This window comes from Cedecea sp. Ae19-4 (assembly GCF_059801165.1).
The window spans coordinates 943,613-966,437 of record NZ_JBCHWG010000002.1 but is presented as its reverse complement, the minus strand read 5'-3'; the positions used below and the strand labels follow the sequence as shown (position 1 = coordinate 966,437).

The window sequence follows — 22,825 nt, the reverse complement described above, 5'->3', positions numbered from 1 at the left end:
GCGAGAAATAACGAAAAGGGCTGACTTCTGTCAGCCCTTTTTTATGCCTGTCTTTCAGCGGGAAATGCGTTCATTCCAGTCCCGGGTAAAGACCACGTCCCCATTGTGTTGAACCGTCATCTTTCCACTGACGATAAAATGCGTCAGGTCACTGCGCATCTCCAGCACAATATCTGTGTCCGTCCACCAGCCTTCCCGGCCGATTTTCATGTTCTGAGTCAGCAGGTAATGCGCCGAGAGAGGATCGCTGTTTTGCACAGTCAACTGGCGCCTAAGGCTATGATCGACGGTGGTATTGATATCATCAAACCGATACACGCCCTCGCCAAAAACACCGCCCACGCCCTGAGTGATGCTCTGCCAGCTGTCTTTCACCACGTCATAGCGCAGTTCGCGATCGACCCGCCCTGGAGAGAGGATTGTCAGCGGCGTATTGGCTGCCGTTTCAGGATGCGGATTCGGGCCAGCAATCGGCTTCACTTCCCGGCAAACCGGCAATTGCAGTTGAGCGCTGGCCAGATCAACACTAAGCGTCGCATTTTCAGCCATCGGCCAGATCATCGGCCAGAAGGTAGTCGCGAGAGAAACCCGTAGCCGGTGCCCGGCAGCAAAGCGCCAGGCGATGCCGTCCAGCTGCACGGTAACATTGACCTTTTCGCCCGGCACCAGCGCGACGTTCTGCTCCTGCCCCTGCAAATGACTCAGATTCACCCAGCCATGGCTGACGCGGGTTGATGCTCCGTCAGGTGCAATGTCTGACAGGCGGACATACAGCATGGCCGCAGGTTTATCGCTGGAAAGCGTGACGTTAAACTGCGGGAAACCGTAAATCGCCAGGCTTTCGCTCAGCGGGGCGCTGTCGAAACTTTCGGCCAGTCCGTCATCCATTCGCTGATCGCTTGGGCTTTCCCCCAGCACACCCGCGCCCATCCACTCTCCGGCGAACAACCCGTGATTCTGCACACTACGGATGTCCTGCCGGTATTCATCGACTAAAGGCGATGTCACCAGCCGGCCAGGCTGCAGATGCCAGCGCTGAGGGAAGGTTTCAGCGTCGGTATCGTTCTCAATGGCAATCCACTCCCCAAAGGCCTGCGGCCGCTGCGAATCAGGTCGCTGGCTGTCGTTGAGCCAGGCCTGGACGCGCGAGCCATCCAGCACGTCGTTATCGATCTGTTTCAACCAGCGGTCCCACCAGCTCACAGCCTCCTGCAGAAAACCGATGGCCGGCGTAGGCGAGCCATCCTGAGGATAAATATGCGCCCACGGGCCGAGGATCGCCTTGCGCGGGACGTTAAGATTATCCATCAGGCGGAAGACCGCGTTGCTGTAGGAATCCGCCCAGCCGCCCACCGCCATCACCGGGCAGGTAATGGCCTGCCAGTCTTCCCCCACGGAGCCGTGCTTCCAGTAATCATCTTTCAGCGGATGTTCCATCCACAGCGCCGGGAAGAAAGGCATATTTTCAAGGCGATTCAGCCAGGCCTGATACCAGCCCTCCCCGACCAGCTCCGGATCCTGCGGGCGGCTTTGGTAGGCCAGCATAATGCCGCCCCACCACAAATTGTCATTCAGCAGGCAGCCGCCTTTATAGTGGATATCGTCGTTGTAACGATCGTCCGTCGAGCAAACGGTGATAATGGCTTTCAGTGCCGGAGGGCGGCGAGCCGCCAGCTGCAGGCAGTTAAAGCCGCCCCAGGATTTACCCATCATGCCCACGGCGCCGTTGCACCAGCCCTGGCGGCTGATCCAGTCGATCACCTCCAGCGCATCTTCTTGCTCCTGCAAAAGATATTCATCGGCCATCAGCCCATCAGAATCCCCGCTGCCGCGCATGTCTACCCGCAGCACTGCATAGCCATTCCCGGCAAAATAGCCGTGCATCGGCTCATCCCGGGTACGCGTTCCGTCGCGCTTGCGGTAGGGAATGTACTCCAGAATGGCGGGCACCGGCTGCTGCGAAGCCGACAAAGGCAGCCACATACGCGCCGCCAGCCGAGTTCCGTCTTTCAAAACAATCCACAAATGTTCCGTCACGCTCACGCTGTGAGGGAATTGCGTAATAAGAGTTTTCATGAAGCTCCTGCCATCGCGTTTAACTGACGCTGACCCAGCACCTCATCCAGCCAGGAAGGGCGCATTTCCGGCACGGAAGTCAGCAGTTTTTCGGTGTAACTGTGCATTGGTGCGCTGAATACCTGCGCGGTTGGGCCCTGTGCGACGACGTTGCCCTGATACATCACGGCAACCTGCTGAGCAATGCGTTTTACCGTGCTCAGGTCGTGGGTGATAAACAGATAAGACAGCCCCAGCTGTTCCTGCAGGTTTCTCAGCAATTTCAACACTTCTTCCGCCACCAGCGGGTCAAGGGCGGAGGTTGCTTCATCGCAGATGATAAGATCGGGCTTCGCGGCCAGCGCTCGTGCAATACACACGCGCTGCTTCTGCCCCCCGGAAAGCGAGCCAGGATAGCGATCAATCAGATAATCAGGGAGTTCAGTCAGTTTCAGGAGTTCCAGAACCCGCGCACGAACCTGCTGTTTATCAAGGCCAAAATAGAACGCTACCGGGCGGCCAATCGCCTCCAGCACGGTTTGCCTTGGGTTAAGCGCCACATCGGGCAACTGATAGATCATCTGGATACGGCGCAGCGTCTCTTTATCACGCTGCGGGTAACGGTTGGCCAGCACCTTGCCAACAAAGGTAACGCTGCCTTTCGTGTCAGTCAGCAGGCCGCAGAGCGCCCGGGCCAGCGTACTCTTCCCGCTCCCGGACTCGCCGATAATGGCCATCGTTTCTCCTTTGGCAATGCTGAGGGAAACGTTGTGGACGACCGTTTTACCGTTGTAGCCCGTAGAGAGATTATTCAACGCCAGTAGTTGCCCTTCAGGTTTACTTCCGGCATGCACCGGCGTTAAAGCGTGGGCGCGTTCGGACACCAGCCGCTGCGTGTAGCTTTCTGTTGGATTCTGCAGAATATCGACGGTGCTGCCGCACTCCACTTCGCTCCCCTGTCGCAGCACCATAATGCGGTCGGCAATCTGTGCGACAACCGCCAGATCGTGAGTGATATACAGCGCGGCGGTATTAAACTCTCTGACCAGTTTGCGCAGCATCACCAGCACTTCGATTTGCGTCGTCACATCCAGCGCGGTGGTTGGTTCATCAAGGACCAGGACATCAGGCTTGCAGGACATCGCCATCGCCGCCATCGCCCGCTGCAGCTGCCCGCCCGAGAGCTGATGTGGATAGCGCTGGCCGATAGCTTCAGGCTCCGGGAGATCAAGCGCTTTAAACAGCGTCACGGCCCAGGCCTGGGCTTCTTCCGGACTCATCAGGCCATGGCGAAGCGGCCCTTCACAAACCTGCTTGCCGATGGTCAGCGCCGGGTTGAACGCGGCGGCGGCGCTCTGCGCCACATAGGCCACGCGCTTACCGCGAAACTCACGTTTCTCTTTGCTGGATAGCGCCACAATATTTTGCCCGCCCACCAGCACTTCACCGCCCGCAATCCGGCAGCCAGGTCGGGCATAGCCCAGGGCCGCAAGACCGATAGTTGATTTCCCCGCGCCGGACTCGCCAATCAGCCCCAGAACTTCGCCAGGCATCAGGCTGAGAGAGACGCCTTTCACCAGCGGCAGCCCCTGCTCGGTTTCAATGCGTAAATCACGCATCTGTAAAATCGGTTGTGTCATCCCTCTTCTCCCAGCGAAAGGTTGTTACGCACCAGCAGCCAGTCGACCACCAGGTTGACGCCGATCGTCAGCAGGGCAATCGCCGCAGCGGGGTACAGCGGAGCAAACTGGCCAAAATTGATGGCCTGCGCGTTGTCACGCACCATGCTGCCCCAGTCCGCCCACGGTGGCTGAATGCCCAGCCCAAGGAAACTCAGCCCGGCAATAAACAGGAAGGTAAAGCAGAAGCGCATGCCGAATTCCGCCAGCAGCGGCGGCATTGCGTTAGGCAGAAACTCTTTACGGACGATCCACCACAGCCCTTCCCCACGCAAGCGTGCCGCCTCAACATATTCAAGGCAGACGATCCCCTGCGCCACCAGACGAGCAAGACGGAAAACGCGAGTCGCGTCTAACAGCGCAATGGTTCCGACCAGCACCGGAATAGAGGTCCCCAGCACGGACAGGACGATCAGCGCCAGGATCAGCACCGGGATCGACATCAGCGTATCGACGATGCGGGTGAGCACGACGTCCACCCAGCGCCCGTAAATCGCGGCGGTAAAACCGGTAATAATGCCCACCACAAACGAAATAGCGGTGATCGCCAGCGCAATCGCAATGGTGGTTCGGGCGCCAAACAGAATACGCGACAGCATGTCACGCCCCAGACTGTCGGTGCCGAACGGCATCGAACTCGACGGCAGCATCCAGATGTCACCCACCTGAGCCGTTTCGCTGTGCGGCGCCAGCCAGGGCGCAAAAAGCGCGGCAATCAAATTGACGGCGATGATGGTCAACCCCAATATTGCCGACAGCGGCACCGTGCGAATTTTGATATTTTTCATGGCCTACCTCGCATGCCGCAGTCGTGGGTTACACCAAATGGCCAGCAGATCTGCCGCCGTATTCAGCAGGATATAAGTCCCGCCAAAAAGCAGCCCGCAGGCCTGCACCACCGGCAAATCTCGTTTTGTCACCGCATCCACCATCAGTTGCCCGATGCCCGGATAAACAAAGACCACCTCAACCAGGATGACGCCCACCACCAGATAGGCCAGGTTGAAAGCAATCACGTTGATAATTGGCGCGAGCGCGTTGGGCAGCGCGTGGCTGAGCACAATGCGCCAGCGAGAAAGTCCTTTTAGCAGCGCCGTTTCGATATAGCTGCTGGACATCACCGCGCCGACGGAAGCCCGCGTCATGCGCAGCATGTGCGCCAGCACCACCAGCACCAGCGTCAGCATCGGCAACGTACAGGCATAGAGCCTGTCGAGCAGGCTGGCATCCGGGTCGACCAGCGCGAGGCTGGGGAACCAGGCCAGGCGAATCGCAAAGAAGATCACCAGCACGTAGCCGACAAAAAACTCCGGCACCGAAATGCTCATCAGCGTCAGCGTGTTCGCCAGGCGGTCAAACCAGGAACCGCGCCACACCGCAGAAGCAATCCCCAATACGACCGCCAACGGAATCGCGATCAGCGCGGCATATAGCGCAAGAAACAGCGTGTTCGCCAGGCGAGGCAGCAGCTCGGCGCCAATAGGCTGGTTGTTGGCAAGCGAAGTGCCTAAATCACCGTGCAAGACGCCGGACAGCCAATGCAGATAGCGATAAACCGCCGGCTGATCCAGCCCAAGCTGGAGACGCAGCGCGGCGATGGTTTCCGGCGTGCCGTTTTGGCCGAGGATGGCGCTCGCCACGTCGCCGGGCAACAGCTCGGTGCCGACGAAGATCAGAACCGAAACCAGCCACAGCGTCAGCACGCCCAGCAATAAACGATGAAGGATCTGTTTTTTCATTACGACTCCAGCCAGACGCGTTCAGCCAGGCGGCCACCCATAAAGTTGAAGAGCGGATGAGGTTTCACACCGCCGACTTTTTTGCTGGTGGCGTCCAGATAGTCGCCAAACAGCGGGATCATCGCGCCGCCGTCATCCCGGGCAATGCTTTGCAGCTCCCCGTAGATCTCTGCCCGCTTTTGGTCATCAAGCAGCGATCGCGCCTGAATCAGCAGGCTGTCGAACTTGTCATTCTTCCAGTGGGTATCGTTCCATTTGGCGGTGGATTGCCAGGCGGTGGAGAACATCTGATCCGCCGTTGGACGCCCGCCCCAGTAGCCCATGCTAAACGGCGCTTTCATCCAGACGTCATCCCAGTAGCTGTCTGCCGGCTGGCGTTTGATGCTGACCTGAATCCCCGCTGCAGCGGCTTCCCCCTGGAACAATGCGGCGGCATCCAATGCCCCGGCAAAGGCAGCATCAGAGGACGACAGCTCAAGCGGCAGCGCGCTTAGCCCGGCTTTTTTCAGGAAGAACTTAGCCTTGTCAGGATCGTAGGCGCGCTGTTCCAGGCTTTTATTGAAGAAGCGATCGGTTTTCGGGATCGGATGATCGTTGCCCAGCGTGCCGTAACCCCGCAGCACGGTGGCCAGTAATTTCTCGCGATCGATGCCGTATTTAATCGCCGTCCGAACGTCATTGTTGTTGAACGGTGCTACGCGGCAGTCCATCAGGAAGGTGAAATGCTGCCCGCCGGCCGCGCGCACGATGTTCAGCGCCGGGCTGCGCTTCAGGAAATCGACGGTCTTAAAGTCCACGCGGTTGATGGCGTGGACCTGGCCGGAAATAAGGGCGTTGGTACGCGCGGTCGCATCGTTGATCACCAGCACTTCAACGGCGTCCACAAACGCGCGGTTTGGCTTCCAGTAATTGGGATTACGTTTGAAATAGGAACGCACGCCCGGCTGGTACTGATCAAAGACGAAGCCGCCGGTGCCAATCGGGTGTTTCCAGTCGGTAAAACCGTCCGGCACCACAACGAGGTGGTAGTCCGCCAGCAGGAACGGCAAGTCGGCGTTGCCGCTGTCCAGCGTCAGGGTAATTTCGTTCTCACCGCTCTTCTTCAGATCTTTGATGGCCGCCAGCTGCGTTTTAATGGCGCTGCGAGACTGATCGCCACGGTGGAGGTTAATCGAGTAAAGGATGTCTTCCACGGTAAGCGCCTTGCCGTTGTGGAAGGTCACGCCCTGACGCACTTTAAAGGTCCACTCCTGCGCGCCCGGCTTCGCTTCCCAGCTTTCCAGTAGCTCCGGCGTGGCCTGGTTATTCTCATCAATTTCCACCAGACCGTTCATCAGCATGTATGCCTGGTTAAGCGGCACCCAGTCGCTAAAGAGCGTGGGATCCAGAGAATCGCTGGTATTGCCGCCCGACATGCCCAGCTTCAGCACGCCCCCTTTTTTAGGCGTCGCTTCGGCAGCAAAACCCGCCAGCGGCGACAGCGATAACGCACTGCCCATACCAATCAGCGCCGCCGTATTGATAAATGAACGGCGGCTCATGCTCACGCCTTGCAGGTATTTTTTTTCGTCTGAACGATCGTCTTTCATTTATTTTTCTCCGTTATTATTTGTTTGTCTGACCACCGGCCAGATGCCATAGCACATCTATTTATGATTTATATCAAAACAGCTAAACACTGAGGCATGAGTTTTTCGTATCAGACTATGAAAAAAATGCACGGCAGAACCACGGCAAAAAAGATAATTTCCCGTTCACGGAGTCACATCAGGAAAGAAAAAGTGGAACTGCATACCCTTGTAGGTTTAATTGGCGTGTTTTGTTACCTGCTGGCATACGCCCTGGTCCAAATACGAAGACTATCAATAGATTCAAATGGTTATGCCGTACTCAACATCGCAGGCTGCGTGGGCGGGCTGTATTCTCTTAGCCATGATTTTAATTTAGCGTCGGTAATATCGCAGTCGATGTGGCTGGTTTTCACACTTGTAGGTATGCATACTTCTTATCGTCGACGCGCAGAGATGAAAAATAAAATAGTGCCTTTGGATTTAGAGACGATAAATAAACCAAAGGATTAAATGTGATTCATCACTTATTTCCCGTCGTATTGTATAAGAAAACGTTATGGCTAATAAAATAAGCAGATAATTTATTGATGACCAAAATATTAAAATAATCGTCTTTTGTGATTTACATCTATTTTCTGCTTATTCCGCCAAAGGTTGGCGCTGCAGCCAGCTCATCACATGGCGAACAATCGGCTTCATGTAGCGATCCTGGGGGATAAGCAGGAAACATTTACTGGCGGCGGCCAGCTTGCCAGGGTGCGCCGCGACAAGCTCGCCCCGGTTAAGATAATCCTGCACCAGCCCTTCCCAGCCGAGTAATATCCCGTCGCCGCGCACCGCCGTCTCCACCAAAAACGGATAGTTATTGGCTCGCCAGGTTTGCCCTGGCACAAAGCTCAAAACATTTTGCGAAGCAAACCAGTCGCTCCACCCGGTCCACTCCCGCTGGGGATCGTCCTGAATCAGCAGCGTGTGCTGCAGCAGCGCTTCCGCCGGTGCGTCTGAACCAATGCGGGACAGAAAAGCCGGGGAGCACATGGGGTAACAGACTTCATCGAAGAGCGGCGTGGCGTGAAAACCGACGGGCACGCTTCGCAGGTAAAAAATAGCCAAATCAAATTCCGATGAGCGCAGCTCCGAGAAGTTGTCGGTAATTTTCATGCGAATCTGCAAATCTGGCAGCTCACGATGCAGGGCAGAAAGCCGGGATGACAGCCACAGCGAACTCATAGCGCTGGTACAGGCGATAGTGACCTGTGGCAACCCGGTCCAGCCCATCACTTCTGCCGTGGCATGCGACAGCGCCGCCAGCTGCTGCCTCACCCGCTCGGCATAAGCTTCACCGCGTGGCGTGAGCAGCACTCGCCGCTGGGTTCGGGTAAAGAGCTTGCAGCCGAGCATCTCTTCCAGCTGCAGAATTTGCCGGCTGGTCGCGCTTTGCGTCAGGTTTAACTCCTCCGCCGCACGAGAAATGTTGCCATAGCGGGCCACGCATTCGAAGGCGATAAGGGTATTCAGGGGCGGTAGAGGCTCGATCTGCATCAAAGAAGCCTTAGAAGGCAACGGCACGGTCATAACACACTAATAAGGAAGGTAAGAACTGACAAGCCTGATGCATTAGAAATACATCAGGCTTCTCATGCGGCCATGCGTGAATGCATCCGCTCAGCGCCAGTGCACAGATTATTTACTCCACGGAATAATCGGTACCGCGCTGATGGCGTTCTTAGGAGAGCCTTCTACGACCCGATCAGAGTAGGCAAGGTAGGCCAGCGCATTGCGCTTCGCATCATAGAAACGCACCACCTGCAGCTTTTTAAACACCAGCGAAGTTCGCTTCTGGAACACTACATCGCCCTGCGCTTTACCCGCTTTTATCTTATCGCTGAGCTCAACCGGGCCTACCTGCTGGCAGGAAATGGCCGCATCAGACGTGTCTTCAGCTAATCCGAGGCCGCCCTTGATACCCCCGGTTTTTGCGCGGCTGATATAACAGGTCACATTCTTCACATCAGGATCGTCAAACGCCTCGACGACAATCTTGTGGTCGGGACCAAAGACTTTAAACACGGTGTCCACCGATCCGATCTGCTCCGCGCTCGCACCGTAGCTTACGGCCAGAAGCGCACTGCAAAGTGCTAAAGCTTTATATTTCATATTGTTACCATTGTATAAAAATTACCCTACGGGACTATTCAACAATTGGACAAAAAACCGTTGAATATCACATTATTAGCAAAACCTGCCTCCATAATCGGCAAATTTGGCACAACTTGTTAAATAAAAACGGTGAATGCATAAACTACAAAAATGCTATTATCCGCTACCTTAGTAAACAGGCATTCGCTTGTATGGATGAGGATATTTTATGGATCAGGCTGGGATCATTCGCGATCTTCTTAGCTGGCTGGAGGGCCACCTCGACCAGCCTCTCGCCCTTGATAATGTGGCGGCAAAAGCAGGTTATTCCAAGTGGCATTTACAACGGATGTTTAAAGAGGTTACCGGGCACGCTATTGGTGCCTATATTCGCGCCCGCCGACTCTCCAAATCCGCCGTTGCTCTGCGCCTGACTGCGCGCCCTATTCTCGATATTGCGCTTCAGTACCGCTTTGACTCGCAGCAGACGTTTACTCGTGCCTTTAAAAAGCAGTTTGCTCAAACGCCGGCACTCTACCGTCGTTCTCCTGACTGGAGCGCCTTCGGTATGCGCCCGCCGCTGCGTCTCGGCGAGTTTACGCCGCCGCAGGCCCACTTCATCACGATGCCGGAAACGCATCTGGTTGGGGTCACGCAAAGCTACAGCTGCACGCTGGAGCAAATCTCCGACTTCCGTAATGAGATGCGCATCCAGTTCTGGACGCAGTTCCTCGGCAACTCACCGACCATCCCGCGGGTGTTATACGGCCTGCATGAGCCTCGCCCAAGCTCGGAAAAAGACGACGAGCAGGAAGTCTTCTACACCACGGCGCTCACGCCTGAGCTGGCGAATGGTTTCCTGCCGGATTCACATCCGGTGGTGCTGGAAGGGGGGGATTATGTTCAATTTAACTACGAAGGGCTGGGCACCGGGCTGCAGGACTTTATCCTGACGGTTTATGGCACCTGCATGCCATCACTCAACCTGACGCGCCGTAAAGGTCAGGACATCGAACGTTTCTATCCTCAGGATGAAACGCGGGATCAGGATGTGCCGATGCATATCCGCTGTGAATACCTGATCCCGGTTCGCCGTTAACGCTGGATTTCATCCAGAGCAGGGGCATCAAGGTGCGAGATGTCTCCTGCTGTTTCAACCACCCATCCAGACGCCAGCCACGGGCTGTGCTGATAATCCACGCGGGAAATCGAGCAGTTGCGCAGACGCAGTCGACGTTCCGCCCATGCCGGTAAGCCAAGAATCGTACTCACCAGTCCGCCCAGCGCCATACCGTGACTCACCAGCAGCGGCCGGCTTCCGGCCGGCAGCTCCCGGCAGGCGTTCAGGGCTTCGTGCATGCGGTTACTCAGTTCCAGCATGCTTTCGCCTTCGGGAATACGCCCGTCCGGCGTGCCGTCAACTAAGCGCCGCCGCCAGCCCTCTTCCTCTTCGGTTAGCGAGTCCATTTTGCGGCGTTCAAGCACGCCCATATTGAGCTCACGCAGGCGGGAATCCAGGATAATCTCGCAGCCGCAGGCTTCGGCGATGATCTCTGCGGTGCGGCGAGTACGGCCTAAATCGCTGCTGATAATGTGGGTGATGCCAAGGGCTCTGGCTCGTTCGGCCACTTGCCAGGCCTGACGTTCTCCGTTTTCAGTCAGCGCGCTGTCTGACTGCCCCTGAATGCGGCGCTCAGCATTCCACTGCGTTTCGCCATGACGAACAAGGTATACCTGTAACATGCGTTTTTTCCGTTATACTCCGGTCACGAAATATCGAGAGTTCTGACTTATTATGAACCATGTCGTAGCTGCAACAACCAATCCCGCCAAAATTCAGGCGATTCTGCAGGCGTTTAGCGAGATTTATGGCGAAGGATCCTGCCATATTGAGCCCGTGGTCGTCGATAGTGGCGTGCCGGAGCAGCCCTTTGGTAGTCAGGAAACGCGAACTGGCGCACGATGCAGAGTAGCGAATGCCCGGGAGATCAGACCAGATGCCGACTTTTGGGTCGCTATTGAGGCCGGTATCGACGAAGGGAGTACCTTCAGTTGGGTGGTGATCGAGAATCGGCAGCAGCGCGGCGAAGCCCGTTCGGCGACCCTGCCGCTGCCAGACATCATTCTGCAAAAAGTCAGCGCAGGCCACGCTCTGGGGCCGGTGATGTCCGACTATACGGGTATCAATGAGATTGGGCGTAAAGAGGGAGCGATTGGGGTGTTCACCGCCGGAAAGCTCACGCGTAGTAGCGTTTACCATCAGGCGGTGATTCTGGCGCTAAGTCCATTTCATAACGAAATTTACTGCCGGGAAAATATTTAGCGGTTTGAGCTGCCACCCTGCAGCAGCTCTTTTTCCAGCCACGCCCGTAGCTCCGTCGGCGCAGCTTTCAGGCTGTTAGAGCCGCGGGTGATGGTTGCAATCCCCGCGCCCAGTTCATTCTTCAGCTCACGCTGGCTAAGCTCACCGCGCAACAACTCTTCGATGATGCGTACTCGCGTGCCTAACGCCGTACGCTCATCCGGCGTCAACAGCAGCGTCAGCAGAGGCATGTGAAGCTCCTGCCCAAAAGCTTGCTGTAACAGCCCCACAAAGCGGAGCCACTCTTTATTACTTTGCTCGGCCTGTTCCGCCGAATACTGAGAGAGCTGAGTCATGTCAGGCCACCATACTCTTTAACTAGTACGGCAGCATAACATACTCTCTGCGCAATCAGTAACGCCGCTGCCACTCGCTGTCAGACAGAATCTTGTCCGGCTGCCCCATGAAATGGCGGTAATAGGCATCGTAGGCCAGCACGTTTTTCACATAGCCACGCGTCTCAGAGAACGGAATGCTTTCCACGAATGCGATGGCGTCAATCCGCCCTGCGCTGTTACCCAGCCAGGTCCGCACGCGCCCCGGCCCTGCGTTATAGGCGGCGGAAGCAAAGATACGGTTGTTCTCAAACTGCTGGAACACATACTGCAGGTAGCTAGTGCCAATATTGATGTTGGTGTCAGGATCCAGAAGCTGCACCGAGCTGCTGTAGCCTGGAATACTGAACATCTTCACCGTATGGGTGGCGGTGCCCGGCATGATCTGCATCAGGCCGCTTGCCCCCACCGGGGAACGCACTTTCGGGTTCCAGGCACTTTCCTGGCGGGCAATCGCCATGGCATAACTTTGTGGCACAGTTTTGCCGCTAACGTAGCGGGCAAAGGTGTCTTTATAAGCCAGCGGGAAGCGCTCTTCGAGGTTGTCCCATAGCTTGCCGGCAATGGTTGCCTGCACGCTGAGATCCCACCAGTCCTGCTCAAAAGCATAGCGCGCCAGCCCGGCCTGCTCCTGCTTGCTGCGGCTGGTGACCAGATTTGCCCATTCGCTCCGCGCGGTGTTGTCCATATTCCAGTACATCAGCTCGCGGACGCGGGCCATTTCAGGCCCCTGCACCAGCGCAGGATTAACAGGCTCGGCTTTATCCACGCGCAGGGGGTATTCCTCCCCAAGCCGCTGGGCGGCAACCATCGGGTAGAAACCACGCTGCTGCATCAGGGCACGAAGAATACCTTTCGCTTCGTCTTCACGTCCCCGCTCCAGCAGTAAATCAGCCTGCCAGTAGCGCCATTCGTCTTTCTCTTTGGCTTCCATTGGCAAACGCGCCAGCCAGGTATTCAGGCCTGTGCGATCGCCCGCACCCAGCGCCATGCGCACGCGCCGCTCAATCAACGAGGTGGACTGGGAACGCATAATGGCGTCATCCCGCCAGCGAGCCTGTTCATCCGTTACGTCGCTGCCCATCAATCGCCAGGCCACAACGTCACGCAATTCCTGCACCTGCTCCTCGGTCAATTTCTGTGCCTGAGCCAGGGACGGGATCATCAGGCGAGCATTCTCTACATCCTGACGGGCAACGCTTGCAAAGGCGATAGCGGCCGCCTGACGAGTGAAATCCGTCGCCCCCACCGTATTAGCGAAGGTCAGCACCGTGCCAGGATTATTTTGCAGGCTGACCAGGGCGCTGGAGATAGTCTGATATTCCGCTGGCATCTGGTTCGCCAGCGCGTTCACCAGCGAGGTATTCCCCTCTTTCATCGCCAGGCGAATTCGCTCAAGGTAAGCCAGCGGATCCTGCGTGCCGGAAGCTCGCCACGCCGAAAACAGCGCATCACAGCTTGATGGCTGGCTCTTTCCCGTCAGCCAAAGTTCTTTCGCACCGGCCCAGGCGGCATCCGCTTGCCCGGTATTCCATTTGGCAAAGTAGTAATTACATTTTGCTTCGTTAGTGGCAGGCGGCTCGGGGCTAAAGGCCAGCAAACCTTGCCAGTCCTGCCGCCTTGCCAGCTCGTTAACAAAGCGGGAGCTTAAGGTTCGCGCCGGAGGCAAAGTTGGGTTCGCCTGGATAAATTGGGCCACCGCCACGGTCGGCTCATTCATCAGGTCATCGGTGAGCTGGCGGTATTCAAGATAAGGATAAAGGGGATAGGTCTGCAGCGTGGGCATGAGCTGCTGCACCACGTCCATTTGCTTGTTATCCCAGGCCTGTTTAATTTGCGCGTAGCGGTTGCGCTGCTCATCGAGAGAATCTGCACGTACCGCACCGTTTAACATCACCAGGCTAACGCCCGCGGCAAGCAACTGCCATACGACTTGTTTGGCTTTTACCACACCTTCTCCTCATTATTTTCCTGACGGCATCATGCCTGCGCTGCAATAAGCGAATGCATTCATGCTAACCAGGGGAGACGCAATACGCCACGTCCGGAAGGGATATTTTGGTCATGAAGCGTATAAAGGCGCCCTGCGCGGCAGAAGCACGATACCCCGCTGGGATTAGACCGTGAAAACGGCTACACTTCGCCTTTGTTAAGTACCATCTTACATCACGATAAAAGAGGCAAAGTCGCACTGTGGCTCAATTCGTTTATACCATGCATCGTGTCGGCAAAGTTGTCCCGCCGAAACGACATATTCTGAAAAATATTTCGCTCAGCTTCTTCCCTGGCGCCAAAATCGGCGTACTGGGTCTGAACGGTGCCGGTAAATCCACCCTGCTGCGCATCATGGCCGGCATCGATACCGATATCGAAGGCGAAGCCCGTCCACAGCCAGGCATCAAGATCGGCTACCTGCCGCAGGAACCTAAGCTGAACCCGGAACACACCGTACGTGAGTCCGTAGAAGAAGCGGTTTCCGAAGTGGTTAACGCGCTGAAAGGCCTGGACGAAGTCTACGCCAAATACGCCGAGCCGGACGCGGACTTCGATAAGCTGGCCGCGCAGCAAGGCAAGTATGAAGAAATCATCCAGGCGCACGACGGTCATAACCTGAACGTGCAGCTGGAGCGCGCCGCCGATGCCCTGCGCCTGCCGGACTGGGATGCAAAAATCGAGAAGCTGTCCGGGGGTGAACGCCGCCGCGTTGCGCTTTGCCGCCTGCTGCTGGAAAAACCAGACATGCTGTTGCTCGACGAACCAACCAACCACCTGGATGCAGAATCCGTGGCATGGCTGGAACGCTTCCTGCACGACTTCGAGGGCACCGTGGTGGCGATCACCCACGACCGTTACTTCCTCGACAACGTCGCCGGCTGGATCCTCGAGCTTGACCGTGGGGAAGGTATTCCATGGGAAGGTAACTACTCCTCCTGGCTGGAGCAGAAAGATCAGCGCCTGGCGCAGGAAGCCTCAACGGAAGCGGCTCGCCGTAAATCTATTGAGAAAGAGCTGGAGTGGGTTCGTCAGGGCGCTAAAGGCCGTCAGTCTAAGGGCAAAGCCCGTCTGGCACGCTTCGAAGAGCTGAATAACACCGAATACCAGAAACGTAACGAAACCAACGAACTGTTTATTCCACCTGGCGCACGTCTGGGGGATAAAGTGGTGGAAGTTAACAACCTGCGTAAATCTTACGGCGACCGCCTGCTGATTGACGATCTGAGCTTCTCCGTACCGAAAGGCGCCATCGTCGGCATCATCGGTCCGAACGGCGCGGGTAAATCTACCCTGTTCCGCATGATGTCCGGTCAGGAACAGCCTGACAGCGGCTCTATCACCCTCGGTGAGACCGTGAAACTGGCTTCCGTTGACCAGTTCCGTGACGCCATGGACAACAGCAAAACCGTCTGGGAAGAAGTCTCCGGCGGCCAGGATATTATGCGTATCGGCAACACCGAGATGCCAAGCCGCGCCTACGTTGGCCGCTTTAACTTCAAAGGCGTCGACCAGGGCAAACGCGTGGGCGAGCTGTCCGGCGGTGAGCGCGGTCGTCTGCACCTGGCGAAGCTGCTGCAGGTTGGCGGTAACGTTCTGCTGCTCGATGAACCAACCAACGACCTGGATATCGAAACCCTGCGAGCGCTGGAAAACGCCCTGCTGGAGTTCCCGGGCTGCGCGATGGTTATCTCGCACGACCGCTGGTTCCTGGACCGCATCGCTACCCACATTCTGGATTACCAGGATGAAGGTAAAGTCGAATTCTTCGAAGGGAACTTCACCGAATACGAAGAGTACAAGAAGCGTACCCTCGGCTCAGATGCCCTGGAGCCAAAACGCATCAAGTACAAGCGCGTAACCAAGTAAATGCAAAAGGCACCTTCACGGTGCCTTTTTTATGGCGAGTTCACCCGTAGTACTTTTCCCCTCACCCCGGCCCTCTCCCAGAGGGCGAGGGAGAAAAACGACACATAATAGTGTTTATTCCCTCTCCCTCTGGGAGAGGGTTAGAGTGAGGGCCAGCGTACGCTTTACCGCTGCTCGCCCATCATCTCTTTCACCAGATCCACACAGCGCAGGAAGCGCGAGTCATAGTCGGACTCTTCGACGTGAATAAACTCGATGTTGTTCTCTTTGAGCATCTCCACCAGCAGGTTCTGGAACGATTTTCTGTCCACATCGCTGCCGAGGCTGCGTAAACCGTCAGCCACCCACGGCGTATTATTTTCCAGCAGGATAACCAGATCAAAGCGGTACTCGTCGATCAGCGCCTGTACAAACGGGTGCTCGCGGCCTTCATACTTCTTGCAGAAGGCCTGAGTGGTCACAAAGTCGGTGTCGATAAACGCCACTTTATTGGCGTACTTCACCGCAAAATCGACGTACTGCGCATGGCCGATGGCAATTTTGTCGTAGTCGGAATATTGCAGCGCCATTTCGTCACCGCCCAGGTGCGAGAAAACGTAATCCCGCCCGTATTCCCAGGCGCTGGTGGTATTGAAGATGTTGGCAAGCTTGTTCACCATCCACGACTTCCCGCTCGACTCGCCGCCAAGTATCGCCACCGTGCGCACAAAGAACGGTTTTACTTCAGTAGGAATGTATTCCCAGTAGCGGAACGGGTTTTCACGGATTTGTGTGCCGCTGATGTTCATAAAGGTTCGCTTTGGATCGACCACCACCGTTTCGATCCCGAGGTGTTCGGTAAACTTCGCGGCGTCCCCTTCTTCCGAGGTATAGATCCGGTCTGGCGAAATACCTTTGCTGTCCATAAACGCTTTAATCCCCCGGCTCCAGACGTCCCAGCCGTGGGGATAAGGCTCCATTCCCTCCTCGTTAAAGGAGTGAATGCGGATATTCTTCTGATATTTAAAAGTTTGCAGCAGCCAGCGCAGGCGGTCACCGGTGGTTGGCTGCTGGGACATCGCGCTATCGTCAAACAGCGCGCGGTCGCGGGGCTCATCATAGCCCATGATGATATGCAGCTCGTCCACCTGGCTACAGGCGCGCTGGATCAAGTAGATATGCCCGGTATGTAGCGGATAAAACTTACCGAACACCACGCCGACTTTCTTTTCGCGACGCGGGAATTCCAGCCCAAGGAAGCGGTGCAACGCCTCCAGTTTTTGCGCGCTGGGGCTTTTGATTTTCGCGTTCAGTAACTGGCTCAGGTAGCCTTTAGTCATGCCGCTGGCATCCGCCACCTGCTGTAAAGTACAGCCCTGCTGACGAATAGCCGTTTTAATATAGTCGAATGACGACACGCGCTGCCTCCTGCCGGAGCGGGAACGGTTCCCGCAAGTTACTCAATTATAAGTCGTCGAATACAGAAAGCGCATCAGCAAGTTTTTTCACGCCGAAGACCTGCATCCCTTCAGGAATTTTTTTCGGTACGTTGGCCTGGGGCACAATTGCGCGCTTAAAGCCGTGTTTCGCCGCTTCGGAAATACGCTCCTGGCCGCTGGGTACCGGGCGGATTTCACCCGCCAGCCCGACTTCCCCAAATACGACTAAATCCTGCGGCAAGGCTCTGTCGCGCAGGCTGGAAACCATCGCCAGCAGCAGCGCCAGGTCGGCGCTGGTTTCGGTAACCTTTACGCCGCCCACCACGTTCACAAACACGTCCTGATCGGCCATTTGCAGGCCGCCGTGACGGTGGAGTACGGCCAGCAGAATCGCCAGGCGGTTTTGCTCCAGGCCAACGGCCACGCGGCGAGGGTTGGACATCATCGACTGATCCACCAGCGCCTGAATCTCAACCAGCAGCGGACGAGTTCCTTCCCAAACCACCATCACCGAACTGCCCGGCGTCACTTCATCGCCCCGGCTAAGGAAAATGGCCGACGGGTTGCTGACTTCACGCAGCCCCTGCTCGGTCATCGCGAACACGCCCAGCTCGTTCACCGCCCCAAAGCGGTTTTTATGGCTGCGCAGGGTACGGAAGCGGGAATCGGCGTCGCCATCTAGCATGACTGAACAGTCGATACAGTGTTCGAGGACTTTTGGCCCCGCAAGAGAACCGTCTTTCGTGACATGCCCGACCATCACGATCGCCACGCCTTTCGTCTTCGCAAAACGCGTCAGGTAGGCCGCAGTTTCACGCACCTGGGCCACGCTGCCCGGCGAAGACTGCACGTCCGCCATGTGCATGACCTGGATCGAGTCGATCACCATCAGCTTCGGCTGCTCTTCCTCAGCGATCATACAGATCTGTTCGATGCTGGTTTCCGACAGCATATTGAGGTTTTGCGTCGGCAGGCCTAACCGATGCGCGCGCATCGCCACTTGCTGAAGCGACTCTTCGCCAGTGACGTACAGGGTTTTCATTTGCTCGCTCAGCTTGCAGAGCGTTTGCAGCAGCAGCGTTGACTTCCCTGCGCCAGGGTTACCGCCGATCAGAATGGCGCTGCCGGGCACTACGCCGCCGCCCAGCACCCGGTCAAATTCTTTAAAACCGGTGGAGAAGCGCGGCAGTTCTTCCAGGCTGATGTCCGAAAGCTTTTGTACGCGGCTGACGCCCGCGCTCCCGGCATAGCCGGAGAGGCGCTCGTTGCGGGCAACCTGCGGAGAAGCGGCGATGCGCACTTCGGTAATGGTATTCCACGCGTGACAGGCGCTGCACTGCCCCTGCCAGCGCGGGTAATCCGCACCACACTCGTTACAAACAAATGCGCGTTTTGGAGCTTTCGCCACCTTTATACCTCTTGTTAACGTTCTTCCTGAATCAGGCTGCCGGAAAGGATGCAGAACACGCCCATCAGATCCGCATGACGGATACTGACTTCGCTCTTCTCGTTCACCTTCGGCTTAGCGTGATAGGCAATCCCCAGGCCAGCGGCGTGGATCATCGGTAAATCATTGGCCCCGTCGCCAATCGCAACGGTTTGCGCGGCGGGGATTTCATATTTTTCGGCCAGGCGCTTCAAAGTGACCGCTTTGAACTTCGCGTCCACAATCTGCCCCAGCACTTCGCCGGTCAGCTTGCCGTCGCAAATTTCAAGTTCGTTGGCGACCACCGCCGTCAGGTTTAATGTGTCGCGCAGGTATTCGGCGAAGAAGGTAAACCCGCCAGAGGCAATCGCCACTTTCCAACCCAGCGTATCGAGATTTTGTACCAGAGATTTTAGCCCCGGCATCAGCGGTAGCTCGTCGCGAACCTGGCGTAAAATATTAGCATCCGCGCCCTTCAGGGTCGCCACACGCTGGCGAAGGCTGGCGGTAAAGTCCAGCTCGCCGCGCATTGCGCGTTCGGTGACTTCAGCCACCATTTCACCCGTTCCCGCCAGTTTGGCGATCTCGTCGATACACTCGATCTGAATGGCGGTGGAGTCCATGTCCATGACCAGCAGACCAGGCGTTTTCAAATGTGGGATTTTGCCCAGCGGCGCCACGTCCAGCCCGGCTTCATGCGCAAGCTTGGTCGCGCGCGGCGTTAAAGAGCCGGCCAGGCGAATAACCTGATAATCTTCCACGCACCAGGCGGTCACAATCACCATCGCCGCCCCCAGCTTGCGCTGGTATTTGGTCAGACACTGCTTGTCCAGATTACGCCCGTACAGGAGCCAGCCACTGCGGCCAGCGCGGTAGTCCAGCGGCATCACTTCGTCGCCGCTCAGGGAAAGCGGCAACCCAGGCCAAAGTGAAACATCGTTAGGCAAATCGCACCAGGTCAAACTGTTTGGCATTGCGGCTCCAGAATCAAGTAAACATACCCTTTTGCAGTCGGATTGCGGGCTGATGGCAAGGGATTTTTCTCCTCGCGCTGGCGTAAAGCCTGAGCTTCTGCCCTTTGAAGAATGCAGGGTATCCGGGTAAAAACAACGCATGAGGCTACCTTGTCCGCCTTGCTTCTGGCAACATTAAAGTAAGCAATTTTCCAAAGGTGCATCATGGTTCGGGTAAAATTTAAATTTCGGCTCCACCGCGCAGTGATTGTGCTGTCCTGCCTCGCACTTTTGGTGGCGCTAATGCAGGGCGCGTCCTGGTTCAGCCGGGGCAGCCAGCAGGCGCGAAACGTTCAGTTAGAAGAGCTGGCCCGTACCCTCTCCCGTCAGGTCGCGTTTAATCTGGTTCCCGTCATGAAAACTGAGAATCCGGATGAAAAACGCATCTCCACCGTGCTTAACCTTTTGACTAAGGATAGCCGTATTCTGGATGCCGCCGTGTACGACAGCGAAGGTGACCAAATTGCGCGCGCGGGGGAAAACATTGAGGTTCGCGATCGCCTGGCGCTGGACGGCCAAAAAGCCGGCAGCTACTTCAACCAGCAAATCGTCGAACCTATCACCGATAAAAGCGGGCCTATCGGCTACCTGCGCATTACCCTGGATACCCACACGCTTGCCACCGAAGCTAAGCAAGTGGACAACACCACCAATATTCTGCGCCTGATGCTGCTGCTCGCCGTCGCAATCGGTATTGTGCTGACCCGCACGCTGCTGCACGGCAAGCGCACCCGCTGGCAGCAATCACCGTTCCTGCTTACCGCCAATACGAAAGTAAAAGAGGAAGACGAGCCTAAGTAAAGCTCCCTCAGTAAATTCGCCGAGATGGCGTCATGCTAAGATGACGCCATTCTTCTGGGAAAAGGATCTTTGTTATGTCGACTTTGCGTTTACTAATCTCTGACTCTTACGACCCGTGGTTTAACCTGGCCGTTGAAGAGACTATTTTTCGGCAGATGCCCGCCACTCAGCGGGTTCTGTTTCTATGGCGTAATGCAGATACGGTGGTGATTGGCCGCGCCCAGAATCCGTGGAAAGAGTGCAATACCGGGCGCATGGAGCAAGATAACGTTCGGCTGGCAAGGCGCAGCAGCGGCGGTGGCGCGGTGTTCCACGACCTGGGCAACACCTGCTTCACTTTTATGGCCGGCAAACCCGAATACGACAAGAGTATTTCCACGGCTATCGTACTGAACGCCCTGGCGAGCCTTGGGCTGGAAGCCACCGCATCCGGGCGCAACGACCTTGAGGTCGAAACCGCCGAAGGTACGCGCAAGATTTCAGGTTCCGCCTACCGGGAAACTCTGGATCGCGGCTTCCATCACGGCACTTTGCTGCTGAATGCCGATCTGAGCCGCCTGGCAAACTACCTCAATCCCGATCCGAAAAAGCTCCAGGCCAAAGGCATTACATCCGTAAGAAGCCGGGTCGCCAACCTCAGCGACATCGAGCCAGGCCTGACCCACGAGCAGATAGCCGAGGCGATAACGGAGGCTTTCTTCGCTCACTACGGCGAGCGTGTGGAAGCCGAGCATATCTCCCCGAAAGCGCTCCCCAATCTGCCAGGGTTTGCCGAGACTTTTGCCCGCCAGAGCAGCTGGGAGTGGAATTTTGGCCAGGCTCCGGCCTTTACGCACCTGCTGGACAACCGATTTACCTGGGGGGGCGTTGAGCTACATTTTGACGTCGAAAAAGGGCATATCACCCGCGCCCAGGTGTTCACCGATAGCCTGAATCCTGCCCCGCTTGAAGCGCTGGCCACCCGGTTAAAAGGCTGCCTGTACCGCAGTATTTTGCTGCAGCAGGAGTGCGAAACGCTGATTTACAGCTTCCCGGAACAGGAAGCCGAACTGAGAGAGCTTTCAGCCTGGATTGCTCAGGCGGTTCGTTAAGCGAGCCGCCGAAGCCGCTCGCTTAACCGCTCGACTTGCTCAGCCATTCCCGCCGCAATTTGCCGGAATGGCTCGCTCAGCATCACATTCAGGCTAAGCTCCTGCCAGTAGCGCTGCGCCCAAGGCTGCATCTCGAGCCACACTTCGCCGGGGACGTCGGCATCAATATTAATCTCAATGCAGCCTGTTCGCATATTGCCTGAACTGCCCGGAGCCCAGGCCATAGGCAGCATATCGTAGACCGGTGTGAGCTCAAGCGGACGGTCAGAGAGAAAGAAAGAGAGGTTCCCGGCATGCATATCGCTGTTACCAATCAGTCGGCCAAATGCCCAAATGCGCTGCACCTGCCGAAGCGTGGCGGCCTCAACCATCCCCTCTTCTTTTAGACGCATCACGGCTTTAGGCCAGCTAAGCACGCCCGCCGCATATTCACTTTGCACGCTTTCAAGAGAGACAATACTGCGCCGCCCGAAAACGCCCACGCAGTCAAAGCGCTCAACTTCGAGAAAGACCTGCCCGCTAACCGTCGAAAGTAGATCACACCGTGCGGCAGCAATCCCTACATCATTTAGCAGCGTTAAAGCACTGGCCTCAGCGGCCAGTAGATCCGCCCATCGACGCTGGTTATCATTCCGCATAGCCGGGGTGAACTTCACAAGAGCATGTCGTGGCCCGCGAAGCGTTTCACTGTAGCAGGTGAATTTAAGCTGCTCGCCTCCGGCGGATGAGCCGACAATTTCACCGTCTATCGCCCTGTGAGCAAGCTCAGCGTAAACCTTCAGGCGTTCATTATGAGGAATGGCTTCGGGAACGTCTTTCTCTGTCCACAGGCAATAACTCTCTTCGCCCACCAGCCAGCCACCCAGATTTTCCTGCCGCTGCACAGAGAGCGCCAGGAGCACATCCTCTTCTCGCCACAACCGAATATCTTCCGGCAAATCGCTGTCTTTAGCTAACTCACGCCCCCAGGCCCGCCCCAAAAACCCCTGAGGCCGGAGATCGGTCAGGTACCAGGGCAACCCGTCAAACCAGCGGCTGTCGCCGTTGTGATGCACAACGAGGCAACTGCCTTTCGGCCACACGGGATAAAGCACACCAAATACCCAGGCTTTACCGACGTCGTCAATCTGCCAGAGCTGAAATTCGCGGTGCTGCCTTACCGGGTGTTTTAATCCGTACAGCGTCGCACGAGCTGAACCGAATTTGATAACGTCAGGCTCAAGCGCTACCCGGCGAGAGAAAGTCGCCTGGCTGATACCCAGCCGTTGGGCCAGCGTTCTGGCTGGAAGAGGCCCGGTAAGAAGAAGGTCCGCTAGTTCGCTCATGTGAATAGAT

General features: G+C 56.6%; 20 protein-coding genes. 6 read left to right on the top strand and 14 right to left on the bottom strand.

Annotated elements, in window-relative coordinates; genetic code table 11:
• Window positions 1-54: 54 nt before the first annotated feature.
• Genes AAIE02_RS17380 through AAIE02_RS17360 form a run of 5 tightly spaced genes read right to left on the bottom strand, consistent with a single transcriptional unit; the run spans window position 55 to window position 7,062 of the window.
• Window positions 55-2,076, bottom strand: coding sequence for a CocE/NonD family hydrolase (locus tag AAIE02_RS17380; protein ID WP_498532946.1), 2,022 nt, complete (start codon window positions 2,074-2,076; stop codon window positions 55-57).
• The gene (locus AAIE02_RS17375; RefSeq protein WP_336707735.1) at window positions 2,073-3,695 is read right to left on the bottom strand and encodes an ABC transporter ATP-binding protein; all 1,623 of its coding nucleotides are present in this window, start codon (window positions 3,693-3,695) and stop codon (window positions 2,073-2,075) included. Before AAIE02_RS17375 ends, AAIE02_RS17380 begins: the two co-directional genes overlap by 4 nt.
• Complete coding sequence (locus AAIE02_RS17370; RefSeq protein WP_008460123.1) at window positions 3,692-4,522, bottom strand: ABC transporter permease; 831 nt, start codon at window positions 4,520-4,522, stop codon at window positions 3,692-3,694. Before AAIE02_RS17370 ends, AAIE02_RS17375 begins: the two co-directional genes overlap by 4 nt.
• Window positions 4,523-4,525: 3 nt before the next feature.
• The gene (locus AAIE02_RS17365) at window positions 4,526-5,473 is read right to left on the bottom strand and encodes an ABC transporter permease (protein WP_008460122.1); all 948 of its coding nucleotides are present in this window, start codon (window positions 5,471-5,473) and stop codon (window positions 4,526-4,528) included.
• Window positions 5,473-7,062 carry an ABC transporter substrate-binding protein gene (locus tag AAIE02_RS17360; protein ID WP_166876911.1) on the bottom strand — a complete coding sequence of 530 codons (1,590 nt, stop codon included), beginning with the start codon at window positions 7,060-7,062 and terminating at the stop codon, window positions 5,473-5,475. Before AAIE02_RS17360 ends, AAIE02_RS17365 begins: the two co-directional genes overlap by 1 nt.
• A 192-nt stretch (window positions 7,063-7,254) precedes the next feature.
• Between AAIE02_RS17360 and AAIE02_RS17355 the strand changes: the two genes are divergently transcribed.
• Window positions 7,255-7,554 (top strand): CBU_0592 family membrane protein, encoded by a 300-nt coding sequence (locus tag AAIE02_RS17355; protein ID WP_336707731.1) that lies wholly within the window; start codon window positions 7,255-7,257, stop codon window positions 7,552-7,554.
• A 129-nt stretch (window positions 7,555-7,683) separates the two neighbouring features.
• On the opposite strand, the gene AAIE02_RS17350 is transcribed toward AAIE02_RS17355, so the two are convergent.
• On the bottom strand, window positions 7,684-8,586 hold the full coding sequence (locus AAIE02_RS17350; RefSeq protein ID WP_166993480.1) for a LysR substrate-binding domain-containing protein: 903 nt from the start codon (window positions 8,584-8,586) through the stop codon (window positions 7,684-7,686).
• A 141-nt stretch (window positions 8,587-8,727) separates the two neighbouring features.
• The gene (gene creA, locus AAIE02_RS17345; RefSeq protein WP_008460116.1) at window positions 8,728-9,201 is read right to left on the bottom strand and encodes a protein CreA; all 474 of its coding nucleotides are present in this window, start codon (window positions 9,199-9,201) and stop codon (window positions 8,728-8,730) included.
• Between the two features lie 211 nt (window positions 9,202-9,412).
• Here creA and robA point away from each other — a divergent pair, with 211 nt between their 5' ends.
• Window positions 9,413-10,282, top strand: a complete 870-nt coding sequence (robA, locus tag AAIE02_RS17340; protein ID WP_008460114.1) for an MDR efflux pump AcrAB transcriptional activator RobA — start codon at window positions 9,413-9,415, stop codon at window positions 10,280-10,282.
• Here robA and gpmB read toward each other — a convergent pair.
• Window positions 10,279-10,926, bottom strand: coding sequence for a 2,3-diphosphoglycerate-dependent phosphoglycerate mutase GpmB (gene gpmB / locus AAIE02_RS17335; RefSeq protein WP_008460113.1), 648 nt, complete (start codon window positions 10,924-10,926; stop codon window positions 10,279-10,281). The two genes, robA and gpmB, sit on opposite strands and share 4 nt — an antisense overlap.
• Before the next feature lie 52 nt (window positions 10,927-10,978).
• Between gpmB and yjjX the strand changes: the two genes are divergently transcribed.
• The gene (gene yjjX / locus AAIE02_RS17330; RefSeq protein WP_008460112.1) at window positions 10,979-11,506 is read left to right on the top strand and encodes an inosine/xanthosine triphosphatase; all 528 of its coding nucleotides are present in this window, start codon (window positions 10,979-10,981) and stop codon (window positions 11,504-11,506) included.
• On the opposite strand, the gene trpR is transcribed toward yjjX, so the two are convergent.
• Window positions 11,503-11,841 (bottom strand): trp operon repressor, encoded by a 339-nt coding sequence (trpR, locus tag AAIE02_RS17325; RefSeq protein WP_008460111.1) that lies wholly within the window; start codon window positions 11,839-11,841, stop codon window positions 11,503-11,505. The two genes, yjjX and trpR, sit on opposite strands and share 4 nt — an antisense overlap.
• A 55-nt stretch (window positions 11,842-11,896) precedes the next feature.
• Window positions 11,897-13,831, bottom strand: coding sequence for a murein transglycosylase (sltY, locus tag AAIE02_RS17320; RefSeq protein ID WP_498532945.1), 1,935 nt, complete (start codon window positions 13,829-13,831; stop codon window positions 11,897-11,899).
• Window positions 13,832-14,073: 242 nt separating this feature from the next.
• Here sltY and ettA point away from each other — a divergent pair, with 242 nt between their 5' ends.
• Window positions 14,074-15,741 (top strand): energy-dependent translational throttle protein EttA, encoded by a 1,668-nt coding sequence (ettA, locus tag AAIE02_RS17315; RefSeq protein ID WP_008460109.1) that lies wholly within the window; start codon window positions 14,074-14,076, stop codon window positions 15,739-15,741.
• A 164-nt stretch (window positions 15,742-15,905) separates the two neighbouring features.
• Here the strand turns inward: ettA and nadR are convergent, their stop codons facing one another.
• From nadR to serB, 3 genes are read right to left on the bottom strand one after another with little or no spacing between them, the layout of a single operon-like run.
• Window positions 15,906-17,138, bottom strand: a complete 1,233-nt coding sequence (gene nadR, locus AAIE02_RS17310) for a multifunctional transcriptional regulator/nicotinamide-nucleotide adenylyltransferase/ribosylnicotinamide kinase NadR (RefSeq protein WP_008460108.1) — start codon at window positions 17,136-17,138, stop codon at window positions 15,906-15,908.
• 46 nt (window positions 17,139-17,184) lie between these two features.
• The gene (gene radA / locus AAIE02_RS17305; protein ID WP_008460107.1) at window positions 17,185-18,567 is read right to left on the bottom strand and encodes a DNA repair protein RadA; all 1,383 of its coding nucleotides are present in this window, start codon (window positions 18,565-18,567) and stop codon (window positions 17,185-17,187) included.
• 14 nt (window positions 18,568-18,581) lie between these two features.
• A complete protein-coding gene (serB, locus tag AAIE02_RS17300; RefSeq protein ID WP_166876931.1) occupies window positions 18,582-19,559 on the bottom strand; it encodes a phosphoserine phosphatase in 978 nt (325 codons plus the stop codon).
• A 204-nt stretch (window positions 19,560-19,763) separates the two neighbouring features.
• Here serB and AAIE02_RS17295 point away from each other — a divergent pair, with 204 nt between their 5' ends.
• A complete protein-coding gene (locus tag AAIE02_RS17295; protein ID WP_166993471.1) occupies window positions 19,764-20,399 on the top strand; it encodes a YtjB family periplasmic protein in 636 nt (211 codons plus the stop codon).
• A 74-nt stretch (window positions 20,400-20,473) separates the two neighbouring features.
• Window positions 20,474-21,490, top strand: coding sequence for a lipoate--protein ligase (gene lplA / locus AAIE02_RS17290; protein ID WP_336982780.1), 1,017 nt, complete (start codon window positions 20,474-20,476; stop codon window positions 21,488-21,490).
• Here the strand turns inward: lplA and yjjJ are convergent.
• Complete coding sequence (gene yjjJ / locus AAIE02_RS17285; protein WP_498532944.1) at window positions 21,487-22,815, bottom strand: type II toxin-antitoxin system HipA family toxin YjjJ; 1,329 nt, start codon at window positions 22,813-22,815, stop codon at window positions 21,487-21,489. The genes lplA and yjjJ overlap by 4 nt on opposite strands.
• Between the last annotated feature and the right edge of the window lie 10 nt (window positions 22,816-22,825).